The organism is Brevundimonas sp. NPDC046655 (genome assembly GCF_044901625.1).
Classification (GTDB): Bacteria; Pseudomonadota; Alphaproteobacteria; order Caulobacterales; family Caulobacteraceae; genus Brevundimonas.
The window spans coordinates 794,853-811,007 of record NZ_JBJDPV010000001.1; the positions used below are offsets into that span (position 1 = coordinate 794,853).

Sequence of the window (16,155 nt, forward strand, 5' to 3'; positions counted from 1 at the left end):
CCGGATCGCCGCCGCCGCAACCGCGGCGAAGACGAGACCAAGAGCGAAAAGCAGGAAATTCATGCGCCCTTCCCCGGACTCCATCCCCGTCCTATGCGTCTGAAAGCGCGGCTGATCAGGGACAATCCCATGGCGACCGGAACAGCTCCTAGAATGACAATAAGTATGGCGCCAAGCATCTGCATATCAAACCAGCGCCGGGCGAGCTCCGAAGGTTCCCGGCGGCGTCGCCCTCTCTTCGCAGGCGCTCATAGGGAGTCATGGATCGTTCCATCCCGTGATGCGGACTTGCGCCTGGGGCTTCCCATCAGAGGAAAAGACCAGGGTCGCCCGCTTTTCGCCGTGTCCCGGCACGTAGTCGAGCGTGGCCCCGGATTTCTCCCCGTCCGCCTCCCCTTCTATCTCAACGGCGGCGGCCGTCATGTCGCCGTTGTTCACAACCTTGACCTCCAGCGCCCAGCCCGCTCCCACAGGACGAAGAGCTTGGGGCAGGACGGTCAGGTCGGGCGGCCTGTGATCGGCGAAGGCGGATCGCGCGAGCACAGCGATCGCTGCGGCGGTGACGATGAGACCCATCAAGGCGCAGACGCACTGCAGCCGTGACAGCGTTTCGCGAGCGGGCTTCTCCCGGTTCTCCATGTTCACACCAGAAGCCGCGCGGCCGCCGCGCCCAGGGCGGCCGGGAAGGCGAGAACGACGACATTGGCCATGACGGCGCCCGCGCCATGCCCATCTACAGCGCCGAACACCCACAGCATGGCGAAGCTCGCAGCCAGACAAAGGGCGTAGCCCGGCAGGGTGAAGTCCAGGAAGGCGCGAAGAGGGCTTTCCTTTTCTTCCTGCCCCGCGAAACCGGCCTCGAAGACGATGACATGCAGAAGCGCCAGCGACAGCACCAGCAGCCCCAAGGCGCCTGACGGAGTCGTCAGGTAGGCGATCAGCCGCATCTCCTCGGTCGGCGCCAGGTTCATGGCGAAATACAAGGCTCCGGCGAACATGAGGAAGAGCTCGCCAGGGTAGGACGCCTCGTCCTCGTCGCCCTCCTCCTCATCCCCTGAAAGTTGCCGACGGGCGACAAGGGCGCCGAGGGCGGCCGGGACCGCCTGAAGCGAAACCTGCCCCGCCGCCGAAGTCAGGGAGGAGTCGTCAAGGACGTTGAACATGGCCAGAAGCGCCGTCGAGGTCGTGAACCCGACGGCGAGCGCCACAAGGGTGTCCAGGCTGTTGTTCACCAAGCCCCTTCGCGCAGAAAAGCCCGCGTAGTGAGCCAAGCCGTAGAGGACGGGCAAGGCGGCGATCACGAAGGCGAGGCGCCGCGCGGGCGCAGCCGACACGCCGAGGGCCCACATCTCCATGGTCATCAGCAAGGGGAGACTGAACAATAGGGCGCCGCCGAATGCGCGCCCCAGATCCGACAGATAGTCGATCTCCGAACCCAACCCGCGGTCTGCGGACGTCATCCTTCAGATCCTCCTAATCGTCCGCCGCCACGAACTGACGACGTCATTAACGAGCGCCGCCCCAGAGCCAGGGCGCATTTCGTTCCAAAATCCAACAAGCCTTGCCGTTCCAGGTCGGACGGCGTTCGCGGCTCAGCCGACGCCGGCCCCGCCGGTGACGCCCCAGACCTCTCCGGTGACGAAGCTGGCCTCCTGGGAGGCGAGCAGGACGTAGACCGGCGCGATCTCCACCGGCTGCCCCGGCCGGCCGAAGGCGCTGTGGGCCCCGAACTGCTCGACCTTCTCCTGGGGCTGACCGCCGCTGGGCTGCAACACCGTCCAGAAGGGTCCCGGCGCGACGGCGTTCACCCGCACGCCCTTCTCGATCATCTGCTTGGCCAGGGCCTTGGTGTAGGCGACGATCCCGGCCTTGGTGGTCGCATAGTCCAGCAGGATGTCCGAAGGCTCATAGGCCTGGATCGAGGCGGTGGTGATGATGGCCGCGCCCGGCGGCAGATGAGGCGCTGCGGCCTGACAAATCCAGTGCAAGGCGTAGAGGTTGGTCTTAATCGTGGCGTCGAAATCGGCGGTCGAGACCTCGGCCACATTCTCCCGGTACTGCTGATGACCGGCGTTGACGACCAGGATGTCCAGACCGTCGAAGGCCTCCGCCACCCGGGCGACCATGGTCGCATTCCATGACTCGTCGCGAATGTCGCCTGGCAGGGCCAGGGCCTTCACCCCGGCCTTCTCGATCAGGGCGACCACCTCCTGCGCGTCCTTCTCCTCGGACGGCAGATAGGCGATGGCCACATCGGCGCCTTCGCGGGCATAGGCGATCGCCGTCGCCCGACCGATCCCGGAATCTCCGCCCGTGATCAGGGCCCGGCGCCCTTTCAGACGGCCATGTCCGACATAGCTGTCCTCACCATGGTCGGGCCGCGGGATCATCCGGCCCGCCAGACCGGGTTCGGGCTGAGGCTGACGGGGAAAGGGCGGTCGAGGATACTGGTTGCGCGGATCCTGCATGGCGAGGCGATCGGACATGGGTCTTCCTTTGAAGGCGCGCGGCCTGCATCAGGCGCGCTCGGGCATGCCGACCTAATGTCCGTGTCGCAGGGCTCGTTCCGCCCAGGCTCAGCCCCATGGCGCCCTTTGCGGTCTCAGGCGTTGACCAGCTTCACCGGAGGCGACCTTGATCGACGAACCAGGCCACAAATCCGCTCTGCAGACCCTGCGCTCCGCCGCGGCCTCCCTCCGGCGCGGGATGAGGGCGAGAGCAGCCCGGCTCAAGACCTATGTCCTCGATCAGGATCCTGTCTGGTCGGCCGTCCGGCGTCCGGGAAAGGCGGAGATCATCGCGGCCACGATCACTCTGGGGCTGATCGCGGGCTCTCTGATGTTTCTGATGTTGTTCGACTGGAACTGGCTGCGCGGGCCGATCAGCCGGGCGGCCTCCGCCTCCACGGGTCGCGAGGTCGTGCTGAACGGCGACCTCGATGTCAGGCTGTTCAGCTGGACGCCCTCGGCGACGGTGCGCCGCCTCAGCATAGGCGGCCCCGCCTGGGCGCACGATCGCAACACGGCCGAAGTCGAACAACTGGACGTCTCCGTCCGGCTGCGACGGCTTTTCCTGGGTCAGGTGGAGGTGTCCTCCCTGGTGATGACCCGTCCGGCGGTCCATCTTGTCGTGGACGGGAACGGTCGCCGGAGCTGGGACCTGCACCCCGAGCGGCCCGACGACGGTCGCGGAGCGAAACTGCCGGTCATCCAGCGCCTGGTCATCAAGGACGGCCGCCTGACGCTGGACGAACAGCGACGGGGCATGAAGCTCGACGCCATGATCACGGCGCGCGAGGCGCGCTCCCCCGAGGACGGCGAAAGCGGCTTTCTGCTTGACGGCAAGGGGACGATGAACGGCGCGCCGCTCACTCTCCGCGTAACCGGCGGCCCCTTCGTCAATATTCGCCGCGACCGACCCTACGCCTTCACCGCCGATCTGGCGGGCGCCGGCTCGAGACTTAGGGCCGAGGGCGAAGTCACCCGGCCGTTCGACCTCGGGCGGTTCAATGCGGTGCTGGAGCTTGAGGGCCAGGACCTGGCCGACATCTATCTCCTGACCGGGATCACCACGCCCAACACGCCGCCCTACAGACTGAAGGGCGATCTGAGCCGGGACGGCGCCCTGTTCCGCTTCGCCGATTTCAGCGGGCGGGTCGGATCCTCCGACCTGTCCGGAAGCCTGGAGGTGAACAATGTCGGCGAGCGCCGCCGCGTCGACGCGAAACTGACCTCCCGCACCCTGGACATCGACGACCTCGCCGCCGTCCTGGGCGCCCGACCACAGGTCACCAGCGAGGGGACGGTCGCAACCTCGGGCGCGCCCGGCAAGCTCCTGCCCGACGCCCCGCTGCGGACGGAACGGCTCCGCGCCATGGACGGGTCGCTCTCCTACCGCGCCGGTACGGTCAAGACCAACGCCTTCGACATCCGGCAGGTCAGCCTCGGGGCCGACCTGAAGGACGGGATCCTGAAGCTCGACCCCGTCGCCTTCGCTTTCAATCGCGGAGAACTCAACGGTACGGCCCGCATCGACGCCCGCAAGTCCATTCCCTACAGCGTCGTCGATTTCCGCCTGAGCGGCTATCCCCTGGAGTCGATCATCCCAGCGCGCGGGGGCGCCCCGACAGTGACGGGACGCGCCCTGGGGCGGGCCAGGCTGGAGGGGCCAGGCGCATCCATTCACGACCTGGCGGCCAACTCCAAGGGATCCATCAGCCTGGTGGCGCCCCAGGGTCAGATGCGATCGGCCTTCGCCGAACTGCTGGGCATCAATGTCGGCGCCGGGCTCGGCAAGCTGCTCTCCGGGGACCAGTCCACGTCCGGCATTCGCTGCGCGGTTGCGGATTTCAAGGTGGCCGGCGGCGTCGCAACCTCTCGCACCCTTGTGATCGACACGGACGTGGTCCTGGCCCAAGGTTCGGGAACCATCGACCTCGGCGCCGAGACCATGAACCTCCGGATCGACGGCGAAACCAAGAAGCCGCGCCTCCTGCGCGTCTGGGCGCCGATCACCATCAAAGGCCCCCTCGCCTCCCCGCGCCTCGGCGTGGACGCCTCGGCGGTGGCGACGCAGGGCGGTCTGGTCGGCGCCCTGGCCACCCTCGTCAGTCCGGTCGCGGCCCTCCTGGGCTTCATCGATCCCGGCCTGGCCGAGGACGCAGACTGCGGCTCCCTGATCGCTTCCGCTCGCTGAACTCTCTGCGGCCGCACTCCGGCCGACGGCTTTCGTCGCCCCGGTCCTGGAAGGGCCGGGATGGAACGCCGAACCTTGTCATCTGTTCGGACGGGGCACCTCCTCGAAGCGAAACCATGGCCGCAGACACAGAACCGACCTCTGAACCCGATGTCGTCGTCATCGGCGCCGGGCCCGCGGGCCTGACCGCAGCCCTCTATCTGGCGCGATACCGCCGGAGTGTTCTCGTGCTGCACGACGGCAAGAGCCGGGCCCTGCGCATTCCCCTCACGCACAATGCTCCGGGATTTCCTGAGGGCGTTCGGGGACCGGATCTGATCGCACGCATGACCCGCCACGCCGTTCAATACGGCGCGACCATCCAGGAGGCCGAGGTGGCGGCTGTCGAGGCCGTAGCCGGCGGATTCAGCCTTCATCTCGCGGACGGTTCCACGCGCTCAAGCCGCGCCGTCATCCTGGCGACGGGCGTGGATCTCAATCAGGTCGATCTGCCCGAAGCCGTCCACGAGGCAGCGATCCGGGCGGGGGTGCTGCGCTACTGCCCGGTCTGCGACGGATATGAACATATCGGCAAACGGATAGGGGTGATCGGCTGCGACACCAATGGCGCGGCTGAAGCCCTCTTCCTGCGGGGGTATTCCCAGAACGTCACTCTCATGCCGCTCAACCGCCCTGAACTCTCTTCCGCCGAGGCCCGGACCCTGGCCGATGCGGGAATCCGGCTGGAAGCCGGCGCCCTTCTCGCTCTAGAGCCCGGCGCCGATGACATCACCGTCCGTCTCGACACCGGCGCGCCGTTGACGTTCGACGTCATCTACCCGGCCCTGGGATGCAGACCGCGTTCAACCCTTGCTGAGCAGCTCGGGCTCGCTCTCACCGAGGCCGGCTGCGGGACCTCCGACGCCGTCTTCGACAGCCGCGTCGCGGGCGTCTTCGCCGCAGGAGATCTTGTGGAAGGCCTGGATCAGATCAGCGTGGCCATGGGCCACGGCGCCGTGGCGGCCACCAGGGCGCACAACTGGCTGCGCGAGCAGGAGCAAGCCACGCTCGAGAGCAAAGCCGGTCGTAGTCGTCGCCGCATGCGCACCCGAACCTCAAGGAACAGCAGATGACGCCTGACGTTGCGGCCGTATGAGTGAACTCGTCGCCAATATCGTCGGCTCTGCCGCCGCCGTCTGCTCCATCACCAGCTTCGCGCCCCAAGGCGTCAAGATCTGGAAAGAGAGGGACGCCTCGGCCGTCAGCCTCAAGACCTATGGGCTGACCGTCACCTGCTTCGTCCTCTGGGTGGTCTACGGCGTCATGACCGAGGCCTGGCCCGTGACGATCGCAAACGCCTGCGCCCTGGCCATGGCGTCGGGGGTGCTGTTGATGAAATGGCGCTTCAGGGACACCGGTCCCCGCGCAGCGCGATCCTAGCGCTCACAGTCGCACCGGAGTCGGCCGGCCTCGAGGGGACGCGACCAATACCTGGGGCGCACTGGGACGGCGGCCGCTTTCACGTCCCGTTCTGATGAGACGCCTATGCGACTTAAGGTCTCCGGCGAGCCTCGACCGACGAATAATTTCGAAGCCGCCTCGGGGCGCGAGGCCCTGACGAGAACCCCTTAGCGCGAACGCCGACAACAACGTCAAGCTGCGGCGCCTGAGCCCGCCAGACCGGAATTCCACCGGCAAAGCCGCGCATGCAGGGCAGTAGAGAATCCGGCAGATCGACTGAAACCTGCGCTCGCGATCCCGGCTCGGACCAGGACGGCATGACCGGAACTCGCATCCACAAGGCCGATTTGCCCCCTGTCCCCTTTCGACAGGAGCCGTCATGCAGACGCCGGAAGAAAACGCCCCTTCTCCAACCGCAAAACCGCCGACGCCCGCAGCCGCGGCTGCATCCTCCCCGACGTCGGGAAAGTCCGTTGCAGGCGCCAAGGCCCCTCCCGGCGAAACCAGGGTGGAAGCCGGGTCGTCGGCCGCCGAGAACCAGGGGAAACCCGGTCAAACGCCCAAGACCGGCAAGACCCCGGAGCTCCCATCCGATCCGGAGGCCGACGCCGTCGACCTGCTCAAGGCTGATCATCGCCGGGTAGAGGCCCTGTTCGCGGAGTTCGAGTCCGCCCCCGACCGGCGCAAGGCCGCGATCATCCGCGAGGCCTGCACGGAACTGACGCTTCACACCCTGCTCGAAGAAGAGATCTTCTACCCCGCCTGTCGCGCAGCGGACGGCCAGGAGACCGAGGACGCCCTGGACGAAGCCCAGGTCGAGCACGATTGCGCCAAGCTCCTCATCATCGAACTGCTGGCGAGCAGCCAGGAAGATCCGCTCCAGGCAGCTCGGTTCAAGGTCCTCGCCGAGCAGATCAAACACCATGTCGCTGAGGAGGAGGCGCCCCGGACAGGCGTCTTCGCCAAGGCGAAGTCAGCCGGCGTCGACACAGCCGCGCTGGGCCGCCGACTTCTGGAACGGAAGCGTCGGCTGTTGAAGGAGGCCGACCGGCTGCGCCCGTCGCACCTCGTGTCTTTTCATCAACTTCAAGGCGAAAATCGCCCAACCCAGGAGTATGGCATGCCCAGAAATCAAGGTCCGGAACGAGACGAACGCGGCCGTTTCGTCAGCGATGACGATGATGATCGCCGCGGCGGATCCTATTCGCGGTCTCGCGACGACGACCGCAGGGACGACAATGATCGAGGCCGTGGTCGCGGCGGCTGGTTCGGAGACTCCGAGGGCCACTCCATGGCCGCGCGCAGCCGTGGCGAGGGTCGCAGCTTCCGGGACGACGACGACGATGGCGACGGTCGGGGCTGGTACGGGGATTCCCGCGGTCATGCCCAGGCCGCTCGGCGCGGCTGGGACGAACGCCGGTCCATGCGCGGCGATGACGACCGCGACCGGGACGATCGGGGCCGTTTCATGAGCGACGACGATCGTTCGGGTCGCGGCGGCGGCGAACGCGGGCGCAGTTCCTCCTACGATCGGGAACGGGACGACCAGGGCCGCTTCATGAGCGACGACGACCGCTCCGGTCGCGGCGGCGGCGGACGCGGGCGCAGTTCCTCCTCCGACCGGGACCGTGACGACCAGGGCCGCTTCATGAGCGACGACGATCGGTCAGGTCGCGGCGGCGGCGGACGCGGCCGCAACGCCTCCTCCGACCGGGACCGTGACGACCAGGGCCGCTTTATGAGCGACGACGATCGGTCAGGTCGCGGCGGCGGCGGACGTGGCCGCAACGCCTCCTTCGATCGGGACCGTGACGACCAGGGCCGCTTCATGAGCGACGACGACCGCTCCGGCGGCGGCGGGCGCGGGCGCAGTTCGTCTTCGGACCGCGACCGCGATGAGCGGTCCTACCGCCGACGCGACGACGATGATGGCGACGGCCGCGGCTGGTACGGAGACTCTCGCGGCCATGCCGAAGCGGCGCGTCGCGGCTGGGAAAGCAGAGGTCGTTCAGATCGCGACGACGATGATCGCTCGGGACGTTCGGATCGCGGGCATGGCGGCTGGTTCGGCGATTCCCGCGGCCATTCCGAGGCTTCCCGTCGAGGCTGGGAAAACCGCCGCTGACAAGCAGGGATGCGTCCGGCCTTCGGTCCGGACGCATCGCCGCTTCACCGCCGTCACCCCCAGGGGAGAACCATCATGGCCGACAAGACCTTCCTCATCGACTACGAATGGCTGGGCAAAACCCTCTCCTGCCGATTGACTGCAGGCGAATGGGATCAGGCCGAAGAGAGGCTGGACGCCCTGAGAAGCACGGGCAGGATTGTGGGCGAACTTCTGATGGAGGGCGATGCGGCGCCCATGATGACGAACCGGATCGGATCCTGCTGAAACACGCCGGCGCTCCTCCTCGACATCCGGCCGTGTCGTCGGGATCACGCCAGGTCAGGTCCTCGGACAATCTTGCGCCCCCGCCGTCTTACAGAGCAGCTTCCGGGAAGACCGAGGGAACGCCCGAATTTGAGAAGACGGGCGACTTCGAAAAGCCGGCCTCCGCAGGCGCGCCGTCGTCACGTCCGTGAAGCCGCCGCTCCTCGACCGGGATTGCTGGAATCCTCGGCGGAGGCGCTGCCGGAGCGCGCGACAGGTTTACCGGCGGCCAGACACCGACGGCGAAGCTGCGTCCAGGTCGCACGACCTTCGAGGGTGAAGACATCTGACTGGGTATAGCCTTCGGAGATCATGGCCCTTCGTATTGCGCTGGGGATTGCGAAGCGACCCGAATCCGCCAGTTCGAAGGCCCTCTCGATAGCCGATTTCCTCAACACCCCCGACCTCCCGCGTTCGCCCGCAAAATGCGGCCCGGGACGTGCCGAAGAGGGGCTGACACGTCGCCGAGCCGCATTACAATTCACCTCCCGAAGTGATTGCCGACTGTAAATGTCCTCTTCCGCTGACGGTTCTTGGTGTCCGGTACCGGACACTTCGCCGCGCCTTGTCCTCTACTTGCCTGCTTAACCCCGAGCTTGGCCGGGCCTTTGATCCTTCCCCGCTCCGGCGTGCAGTCGGGCCGCAATGAGGAGGCGCCGTCGCGCTCCGGCGGGACCCTTCTGGGCTTCGAACCGGACGGTCTGATTTTCACCCTGAGCCTGCCTCTGACGAACAGATCTGCGTTCGGGCGATTTGCCGCTCACCGCTTTCCGACGCCAGGCGTTTTATATCATAGGTTAGTGCGGCCGCTTCTCCCGCAGATCATGGTGACTCACTGTCGAGAAGAGCCCGCAGGCCTCGACAGCCGTGGGCGCACGCTCCCGCTGCATGGCGGAGTGATCGTTTGCCTCATCAGAACCGCGCCGGGCTTCAGGTTTTTCTGAACCGTCTCAACCTTCGCTCCCAGCTCACGCCCGTCGAACAGCAGGCCGTACTGGACCTGCCCGCCTTTCCATCCGAGCTGGAGGCGAACATCGACCATGTCGCCCTCGGCGAGATGACGGAATTCGCCAGCCTGGTCGTCACGGGGGCGCTGGGACGTTTCGGCCAGAACGCCCGCGGAGACCGGCAGATCACCGCGCTTCACGTTCCCGGCGACATGGCCAATCTGCAGTCCGTCGTGGACCCCCGCGCGACCTCCGCCCTGCAGGCCCTTTGCCGGACGAAGGTCCTCAAAATCCCTCACCAGGCCCTGCGATCGGCGGCCGCCCGGCACCCCGCCCTGGCCGAGGCGTTCTGGCGGGACTGCATGGTCGACGCAGCCATCCTGTCGCAGTGGGTCGTGAACATAGGTCGGCGGGACGCCGTTGGGCGTATCGCCCATCTCATCTGCGAAATCGCGACGCGCCAGGGCGTCCGCGAAACCGGGGCGGACTCTTTCGAGTTTCCCCTGACCCAGAACCAGATCGCCGACGCGACGGGCATGACCTCCGTCCACGTCAATCGGACTCTGAAGGCCCTCCGATCCGTGGCGACCCTCGCGAGCCGGTCCGCCCAGGTCCTGGACTGGGAACAACTGGTCGGTCTGGCCGATTTCGAGCCGGCCTATCTGCAGCGCGGCGTCGTTCCTGGCCACAGACTGCGGATCGCCCAGACCGACTGATCCGCCGCGCCGCCTAGATCGGCGCGGCGTCCGGACGAAGATAGTTCGGATCGAAGCCCGCCAGGGCGACAAGCCCGGCGCGGTCATGGATTTCGACCCGTCCGGCCCGCCAGCACGCCAGGCCGCGAGAGCGCAACTCGGCGAGCGTCCGGTTCACGTGCACCGATGAAAGCCCGAGGCAGTCGGCGAAATCTTCCTGGGTCATGGTCAGGCTGAATCCGTCCTCGTTCCCCAGTCCCGCCATAGCGATCCGGGCGTCGAGCTCGCACAGAAGGTGAGCCATCCGCCCGAGCGCATCCTGGCGGCCTAGTCGGTGAAACCACTCGCGCTGGATCGCCCCGTCGACGGCCAGCTCCAGCATGAACAGCCGACCGAGATGGGGCCAGGTCTCAATCATATCCGCCATAAGGCGGTGAGGCAGGGACGCGGTGATGCAGTCGGTCAGCGCCAGGACGCCATGGTCCACCTGTTTCATGACCAAGCCGTGCAGGTCGAGAAAATCTCCAGCTACGCTAAGCTGGGCGATGGAGCGCGCGCCGCTCTGGAAATCCTTGATGCGGGCGACGAGCCCGGAAACGAGCAGGCGGCAGCTCGAAGGACGGGCGCCTGACTGGAGGATCATTTCTCCGGCGCGATGTAGGAGGGGGGCGTCGAGCGCCTGTTCCAGTGCGATCCGCTCGTCGGGACTGATCCTGTCCCGCCGCGCGAGTCTGGCGATCAGCCCCTGTATCGGCGTCTGGCGCGATATCATCCGGTGTCCACGTTCCCGCGTATAGATGTCTGTCATGGCGCTCTACAGATATATCGTCACCCAACCGGACAAGGAACTGGTGCTCGAGAACGAGGCCGCCTCGGACGCCTTCGCCTACCGCGAAGGGGTTCGCTTCGCCGCCGAGCTGTTGGCTGAACAGTCTACGGCTCTCCCGGCGCCTTTCGGCTTCGACCTTATCGTCCAGAATGCCGACGGCCGCGAGATCTGGCGCGTGACCGTCACGGCCCCCGCCAAGCCCGACACCCATTCCTGAGGCGTCCCCGCCGATGGCGGAACAGCTGTGCGCCAGTCGCCTTTAAAGACCATGGTCTTCCTGGTCCTCCGTCCCAAGGCCCCCTCAGATGATCGGCGCCGGCGCCCTTCTCGACGCGGAACGCTTCCGCGGTGAGGATCGCCACCTTCAACGTCAACGGGATCAACGGTCGGGCGCCGGTGCTGCTCCGCTGGCTGGAGGCGACCCGCCCGGACGTCGTCTGCTTGCAGGAGCTCAAGGCCCAGCAGGCGAACTTCCCCGCCCAGGCCCTCGGCGACCTCGGCTATGAGGCGATATGGCTGGGTCAGAAAAGCTGGAACGGGGTCGCCGTTCTGGCGAAGGGAATGGCCATCCACGAAACCCGACGCGGCCTTCCCGACGACCCTGACCCGAACCAGAGCCGTTACATCGAAGCTGCGATAAACGGCGTTCTCGTGGGCTGCCTCTATCTGCCCAATGGAAATCCGGCGCCCGGCCCCCGCTTTGATTACAAGCTCGCCTGGGCGGAGGCCTTCATCGCCCATGCCGCCCGGCTGATCGAGACCGGAGCGCCGGTGGTCCTGGCGGGCGACTACAACATCATCCCGACCCCCGCGGACGTCTACAAGCCGGAGCGCTGGACGGACGACGCCCTATTTCGTCCCGAGGCGCGGCGCGTCTTCAGCCGCCTGCTCGACCAGGGCTGGACCGACGCCCTGCGCCTGCACCACCCGCAGGCGACCATCTATACCTTCTGGGACTATTTCAGGAACGCCTACGCCCGCAACGCGGGACTGCGCATCGACCATCTTCTGGTCAGCCCCTCCCTCGTCGATCGCCTCCGCGCCTCCAACGTCGATCGCGAGGTCCGAGGTTGGGAAAAATCGAGCGATCACGCTCCGACCTGGATCGAACTCGCCGACTGACGGTATCCACGACTCTCAGACGACCAGACTCTTCTCGATCTGGCGAAACAGCGTCATGGCCTGGGCGTCGTCCAGGGCGTCGATATCGATCCCGGCGGTGAGATCGACCAGGAGATCGATCACAGTCCCGCAGGCCGCGCCGTCGGCCGGCGCCTCGGTCTGCACCCAGGCCGCTATGGCGGCGAGGGTGTGCAGTGCTTCCTGATCAGTCATGGGACTGTCCTGGAGCGCGGCGGCGGCGGCGATCTCGCGCATTTCCCACAGCGCTCTTCGACAGGCGTCCGGATCCTCGCGTCTCTGGTCATCCGTGAGGGCCGGCGCCCCGGCGGAGCTCAGCACCAGCTGGAACAGGATCTCGCCCCGATGGGATGAGACCGTCATCCGCGCCTCCCGCGAACTCCAGAAGGCGGCGCCGTCGTCCCGAAGAAGCTCGCCCAGGGTGCGCACCGCCTCCACCCGGGCCTCGTCCACCGAGGCGAGGCTCGATCGCCACCTGAACGTCCTGCCGTCAGGCCCTGCGTCAGACTCGAAGAGGAAGCTCTGCATCTCGGCGTCAGCGTGACGCCGTCGCGGCGGCGCCCGATGCGCCGCGCGACGCCCCGTTCGTCCGGGAAGGCGCGGAGTCGCCGGCGGCCGTCACAGGCGCATCCGTCGTCAGCCGCCTGCCGGCCTCATCCTGGAAGACTGCGGCGTCTTCGACCTGGGAGCCGTTATCCACGTGAGCGGAGGCGAAAGGCCCCGCCCAGAAGGCCCAGACCACGGCGAAGCCGACAGCCGTCAGCACCAGGCCTCCCAGGAGAACCGCCATGATCCGCGACCCTTTTCGGCCCTGGCGCACGTACTGGGCCTCGACCGGCCGTTTGTTCCGCACGGCCCTGGCCGAGGCTTCATGGGGATTCGGGAGCATGTTGGTCCTTTTCATATGGGCAAGGGGGCGCGGACCGCTCGACCGATAGTCGAAACTTCGTTCAGGTCCGCCTGTTCAAAGGCTCAAGAGACCGAGCACGGCCATGACCACGCCGATGGCGGCCGCACATCCGTACCAGAAGGTCGGGGTGAGACGCGGGCCTCCCGGCTGGAACACAGGCTCCGTGGGCAAGGGGGTCTCAGGACCCTCTTCGGAAGGGGCGAACGAGCGGGCGCCTCCGGCCTCTTCGTCGGCGCCCGCCGGCGCCGTGCCGGGATCGAAGATCGGCCTGGCGCCCTGGCCGCGTCGACGCCACTGGGCGTCCTTTTCCTGAAGGGGATGGGGCATGGGATCTGAAACCATGGCCCGGCCCGAGGTTCCTAGGCGGCGGACTTGGGTCGGGAAGACGACACGGGGGCGGCTCCCTCCTCGCCGACATGATGTTCGATACGGCCGCTCTCGATCTCCGTTCGGGAAAACACCTCCTCCTGACCGTCCATCAGGAGTTCTTCCGCCTGGTCGTCGGCCAGACTATCGACCGCCTCGGCCGGGCCCTGATGACCGGCCTTTGGAGCGTGCGGGCCGCGCTGATCGCCGTGCCGGGTGTCGTCGGTTTCATGGTTCGTGATCATGGGTCTGCGTCTCCATCCAGTTCGGTCCCACGACATCAATCCCTGACCTCGCCCGGGAGTTCGATATGTGCGGATCGGACCATGAGCCGCCCGGCCGGCCGGCCGGCTCGGCGTTTCGCGAACGCCTGCGTCTGTGACCGATACCGGTCTTGCCGGAACAAGGGCGGGGCCCGGCCCGATTAATCGACGTCACACGGAGTAGAGACCATGAAAGCCGTCAATCTCATCACCCTTCTCCTGATCATCATCGGAGCCGTGAACTGGGGCCTCGTCGGCGCCTTCGATTTCAACCTCGTATCCGCCCTCTTCGGCGACGGTTCGGCGATCACCCGCGGCGTCTACGTCCTCGTCGGGCTTTCGGGTCTCTGGCAGGTCGCCCTCTTCGCCCGAGCCCTGCGGATCGATGAACCCCGCGCTGAAGCCGGCCGTCGCTTCGCTCGCTGAACCGCTCGCCCAGGAGAAACCATGATCTACTTCTGTTTCATCGAGGGCGACGACCGGCATGACGTCGAAATGAAGGTCTTGGAGGCCGTCGAGGACGACCAGGCGATACAGGAGGCTGGAGCCCTCCGCTTCGGCGGCCGCACCGGCTACGTCTTCGACGGCGATCGCTCGGTCGGATCGGTAGAGACGTCCCGTGAGCCGGAGGCCGAACACCCCTTCTTCGGCGGCATCGATCGCGAAGCTTTCGGCAAGGCCCTCTTGCCGGCCGCAGGCGCCGAACCTTCCTGGTGATCAGCGTCTGCGCACAAACCTCACCCGTTCCTTGCCGGGGATGAGACAGGCGTCGAATCCGGCTGCTCGCCAGGCGTCCTTCTGAATATCACGGGGCGTCGGTTCGGCCTCGTCGGCCCACCACTGCGGAAGGCTCGCGCCCTTGGGAAGCATGGCGCGCAGCCTGAGCTCGATCTCGGCGAAGCTCAACTCGAGAGCGTCGACCTTCTGTCTTTTCAGGTAGTCGCGAAGCGGATCATATTTCCCCATGGCGCCAGTGACCTTGAAACCGGCGCGGACGCAAGCCGGCGCCGCCCGGCCGTCAGGAAGCCGAGCGCGCCCCGCCGCGCATAACCGCTAGGCTGTGGCCGTTCCAGCCTGCCGCGGCCGCATCAGAAGCCGAAGTCGATCTGATCAGGATGGACGGCGGACCTCGGCGTCTTTCGCGAGGGTCGAGAAGTCGCCCTGGGCTTCATCGCCTCACACTCCGAAGCCAGGCTCTCCTGACAGGGTTTTCGGCTGCGTCGGTCCATTCCCTTGAGACGGGGGCTGGAAGGACTGCGCCAACGCCGTCTGTCGCGGTTCTTCCGCCACGCCTCCAGCTCGCTCTCCCACCAGCCGACCCGGCCGGGCGAAAGGGCGACAGAGGCCGGAAAACCGCCTGTCTGCTGCAGACGCCAGGCCGTGGTCCGGCTGACGCCGACCAGGGCCCGAACCTCGGACCAGACCAGCAAACGCCCCTCGGGCGCAGGGCCCTCCTCGCCCGAAATCCCTTCCTCAGCCATGGCGACGCGCCCGGGCGGCCGCCGGCGCCGACGTGCGGACTTCGGAAATCTGGTCCAGGGCCCAGGCCCGCAACAGGCCGCGGGGGTAAAAGGGACGCGATCTCACGTGAAGACATGGCGGCCCGTTCCCGCCCATGGACCAGAGGCGTGCCAGGGTGGCCGGTTTCAGGCGCACGCCCAGGGCGGCGAGGAAGGCGGAGGCCTCCTTGCGCGTCAGAAGATCCTCCGCCCCGTCGACCGGCGCCGCTCGACCTAGCTCCGGGATCATGGGCTTCTCTGCCGGCTTCGGCAGTCCCGGGCGGACCGGACATCCCGACCTGCGGCCAGGGCCAGATAGCAGGACAGGACCAGGTCTACGTAGGCCTCGGTTTCCGGGATTTCCGGAACCTGCCCCAGACGCTCCACCCGCGCGGGCCCCGCATTGAAGACAGGGGCGTGGTCGACAGTACCGTCCGCTCGCAGCTCTTCCCGGATCAGGATGTTGCGCTTGTTGAGGTAGAGGGCGCGAAACTGTTCGCGCGGCGCATGGGCCAAAGCGATGCGCAGGTAGGTCAGGAGCGCGCTCCAGGACGAGAGGACGGGTCGTCTGCAGGCCTCGGCCCGGCCCATGGCCACGGCCAGGCCCCTGATGTTGCCGAAACTAGCCACAGCCCCGGGCGGCAGACCCGCTCGCGCCAGGGCGGCTGCGTCCGCGGCTGCCGCCCCCGCCAGGCCCCCGAAGGCGGTGATCAGGGCGGCGGCGGCGTCCCGCCCCGCACCCGGCAGGTCCCGCTCCAGGAGGGCCGACAACAGGTCCAGATCCGCCGCCTCCTCATAGGGCGTAGCCGGAATGGTGCAGTCCAAAGCGACGAGCGAAGTCATGGCGTATTCCTCCCTGCGCTCCCGAGCGGAGCGCCCCAGAGCGCCCTTTCCTTCCCTCCGGTCCCAAGACGCCTGACCTGGCTCAGGGCTGGATCAG

Annotated in this window: 22 protein-coding genes; 10 read left to right on the plus strand and 12 right to left on the minus strand. The window is 67.1% G+C overall.

Annotated elements, in window-relative coordinates; genetic code table 11:
* Window positions 1–258 precede the first annotated feature (258 nt).
* From ACI2KI_RS03880 to ACI2KI_RS03890, 3 genes are all read right to left on the minus strand, one after another.
* Complete coding sequence (locus ACI2KI_RS03880) at window positions 259–576, minus strand: hypothetical protein (RefSeq protein WP_404617882.1); 318 nt, start codon at window positions 574–576, stop codon at window positions 259–261.
* A 65-nt stretch (window positions 577–641) separates the two neighbouring features.
* The gene (locus ACI2KI_RS03885) at window positions 642–1,460 is read right to left on the minus strand and encodes a TIGR02587 family membrane protein (RefSeq protein ID WP_313105927.1); all 819 of its coding nucleotides are present in this window, start codon (window positions 1,458–1,460) and stop codon (window positions 642–644) included.
* A gap of 132 nt (window positions 1,461–1,592) precedes the next feature.
* Window positions 1,593–2,486, minus strand: a complete 894-nt coding sequence (locus ACI2KI_RS03890; RefSeq protein WP_404617885.1) for an SDR family oxidoreductase — start codon at window positions 2,484–2,486, stop codon at window positions 1,593–1,595.
* Window positions 2,487–2,634: 148 nt separating this feature from the next.
* Between ACI2KI_RS03890 and ACI2KI_RS03895 the strand changes: the two genes are divergently transcribed.
* From ACI2KI_RS03895 to ACI2KI_RS03920, 6 genes are all read left to right on the plus strand, one after another.
* Window positions 2,635–4,695 carry an AsmA family protein gene (locus tag ACI2KI_RS03895; RefSeq protein WP_404617887.1) on the plus strand — a complete coding sequence of 687 codons (2,061 nt, stop codon included), beginning with the start codon at window positions 2,635–2,637 and terminating at the stop codon, window positions 4,693–4,695.
* A gap of 116 nt (window positions 4,696–4,811) precedes the next feature.
* Window positions 4,812–5,807: an NAD(P)/FAD-dependent oxidoreductase gene (locus ACI2KI_RS03900; protein ID WP_404617889.1), complete on the plus strand. Its 996-nt coding sequence runs from the start codon at window positions 4,812–4,814 to the stop codon at window positions 5,805–5,807.
* A gap of 19 nt (window positions 5,808–5,826) precedes the next feature.
* A complete protein-coding gene (locus tag ACI2KI_RS03905; protein WP_404617891.1) occupies window positions 5,827–6,114 on the plus strand; it encodes a SemiSWEET family sugar transporter in 288 nt (95 codons plus the stop codon).
* Between the two features lie 529 nt (window positions 6,115–6,643).
* Window positions 6,644–8,260, plus strand: a complete 1,617-nt coding sequence (locus ACI2KI_RS03910) for a hemerythrin domain-containing protein (RefSeq protein WP_404617893.1) — start codon at window positions 6,644–6,646, stop codon at window positions 8,258–8,260.
* A 75-nt stretch (window positions 8,261–8,335) separates the two neighbouring features.
* The gene (locus ACI2KI_RS03915; RefSeq protein WP_292083058.1) at window positions 8,336–8,527 is read left to right on the plus strand and encodes a hypothetical protein; all 192 of its coding nucleotides are present in this window, start codon (window positions 8,336–8,338) and stop codon (window positions 8,525–8,527) included.
* Between the two features lie 943 nt (window positions 8,528–9,470).
* The gene (locus ACI2KI_RS03920; protein WP_404617895.1) at window positions 9,471–10,229 is read left to right on the plus strand and encodes a Crp/Fnr family transcriptional regulator; all 759 of its coding nucleotides are present in this window, start codon (window positions 9,471–9,473) and stop codon (window positions 10,227–10,229) included.
* A gap of 13 nt (window positions 10,230–10,242) precedes the next feature.
* On the opposite strand, the gene ACI2KI_RS03925 is transcribed toward ACI2KI_RS03920, so the two are convergent.
* Window positions 10,243–11,016 carry a Crp/Fnr family transcriptional regulator gene (locus ACI2KI_RS03925; protein WP_404617897.1) on the minus strand — a complete coding sequence of 258 codons (774 nt, stop codon included), beginning with the start codon at window positions 11,014–11,016 and terminating at the stop codon, window positions 10,243–10,245.
* On the opposite strand from ACI2KI_RS03925, the gene ACI2KI_RS03930 reads away from it, so the two are divergent.
* A complete protein-coding gene (locus ACI2KI_RS03930) occupies window positions 11,015–11,254 on the plus strand; it encodes a DUF6894 family protein (protein WP_404617899.1) in 240 nt (79 codons plus the stop codon). The genes ACI2KI_RS03925 and ACI2KI_RS03930 overlap by 2 nt on opposite strands.
* 131 nt (window positions 11,255–11,385) lie before the next feature.
* Window positions 11,386–12,159 carry an exodeoxyribonuclease III gene (xth, locus tag ACI2KI_RS03935; protein WP_404617901.1) on the plus strand — a complete coding sequence of 258 codons (774 nt, stop codon included), beginning with the start codon at window positions 11,386–11,388 and terminating at the stop codon, window positions 12,157–12,159.
* Window positions 12,160–12,174: 15 nt separating this feature from the next.
* On the opposite strand, the gene ACI2KI_RS03940 is transcribed toward xth, so the two are convergent.
* The 4 genes from ACI2KI_RS03940 to ACI2KI_RS03955 all read right to left on the minus strand — a co-directional run bounded on the left by ACI2KI_RS03940 (window position 12,175) and on the right by ACI2KI_RS03955 (window position 13,698).
* Window positions 12,175–12,705 (minus strand): DUF6894 family protein, encoded by a 531-nt coding sequence (locus ACI2KI_RS03940; protein WP_404617903.1) that lies wholly within the window; start codon window positions 12,703–12,705, stop codon window positions 12,175–12,177.
* Window positions 12,706–12,712: 7 nt separating this feature from the next.
* Window positions 12,713–13,066 carry a hypothetical protein gene (locus ACI2KI_RS03945; protein WP_404617905.1) on the minus strand — a complete coding sequence of 118 codons (354 nt, stop codon included), beginning with the start codon at window positions 13,064–13,066 and terminating at the stop codon, window positions 12,713–12,715.
* A 75-nt stretch (window positions 13,067–13,141) separates the two neighbouring features.
* Window positions 13,142–13,414 carry a hypothetical protein gene (locus ACI2KI_RS03950; RefSeq protein ID WP_292083068.1) on the minus strand — a complete coding sequence of 91 codons (273 nt, stop codon included), beginning with the start codon at window positions 13,412–13,414 and terminating at the stop codon, window positions 13,142–13,144.
* Between the two features lie 32 nt (window positions 13,415–13,446).
* Window positions 13,447–13,698: a hypothetical protein gene (locus tag ACI2KI_RS03955; RefSeq protein ID WP_292083069.1), complete on the minus strand. Its 252-nt coding sequence runs from the start codon at window positions 13,696–13,698 to the stop codon at window positions 13,447–13,449.
* Window positions 13,699–13,905: 207 nt separating this feature from the next.
* On the opposite strand from ACI2KI_RS03955, the gene ACI2KI_RS03960 reads away from it, so the two are divergent.
* Window positions 13,906–14,142, plus strand: coding sequence for a DUF378 domain-containing protein (locus ACI2KI_RS03960; protein ID WP_404617907.1), 237 nt, complete (start codon window positions 13,906–13,908; stop codon window positions 14,140–14,142).
* A gap of 21 nt (window positions 14,143–14,163) precedes the next feature.
* Entirely contained in the window at window positions 14,164–14,433 is a 270-nt protein-coding gene (locus ACI2KI_RS03965; RefSeq protein WP_404617909.1) for a hypothetical protein, read from the plus strand.
* On the opposite strand, the gene ACI2KI_RS03970 is transcribed toward ACI2KI_RS03965, so the two are convergent.
* From ACI2KI_RS03970 to ACI2KI_RS03985, 4 genes are all read right to left on the minus strand, one after another.
* Window positions 14,434–14,682: a hypothetical protein gene (locus ACI2KI_RS03970; RefSeq protein WP_404617911.1), complete on the minus strand. Its 249-nt coding sequence runs from the start codon at window positions 14,680–14,682 to the stop codon at window positions 14,434–14,436. It lies immediately after the preceding gene.
* A 122-nt stretch (window positions 14,683–14,804) separates the two neighbouring features.
* Complete coding sequence (locus ACI2KI_RS03975; protein WP_404617913.1) at window positions 14,805–15,197, minus strand: helix-turn-helix transcriptional regulator; 393 nt, start codon at window positions 15,195–15,197, stop codon at window positions 14,805–14,807.
* Entirely contained in the window at window positions 15,190–15,465 is a 276-nt protein-coding gene (locus tag ACI2KI_RS03980) for a hypothetical protein (RefSeq protein WP_404617915.1), read from the minus strand. Before ACI2KI_RS03980 ends, ACI2KI_RS03975 begins: the two co-directional genes overlap by 8 nt.
* On the minus strand, window positions 15,462–16,058 hold the full coding sequence (locus ACI2KI_RS03985) for a JAB domain-containing protein (RefSeq protein ID WP_404617917.1): 597 nt from the start codon (window positions 16,056–16,058) through the stop codon (window positions 15,462–15,464). The genes ACI2KI_RS03980 and ACI2KI_RS03985 overlap by 4 nt, the downstream gene beginning before the upstream one ends.
* Window positions 16,059–16,155 lie beyond the last annotated feature (97 nt).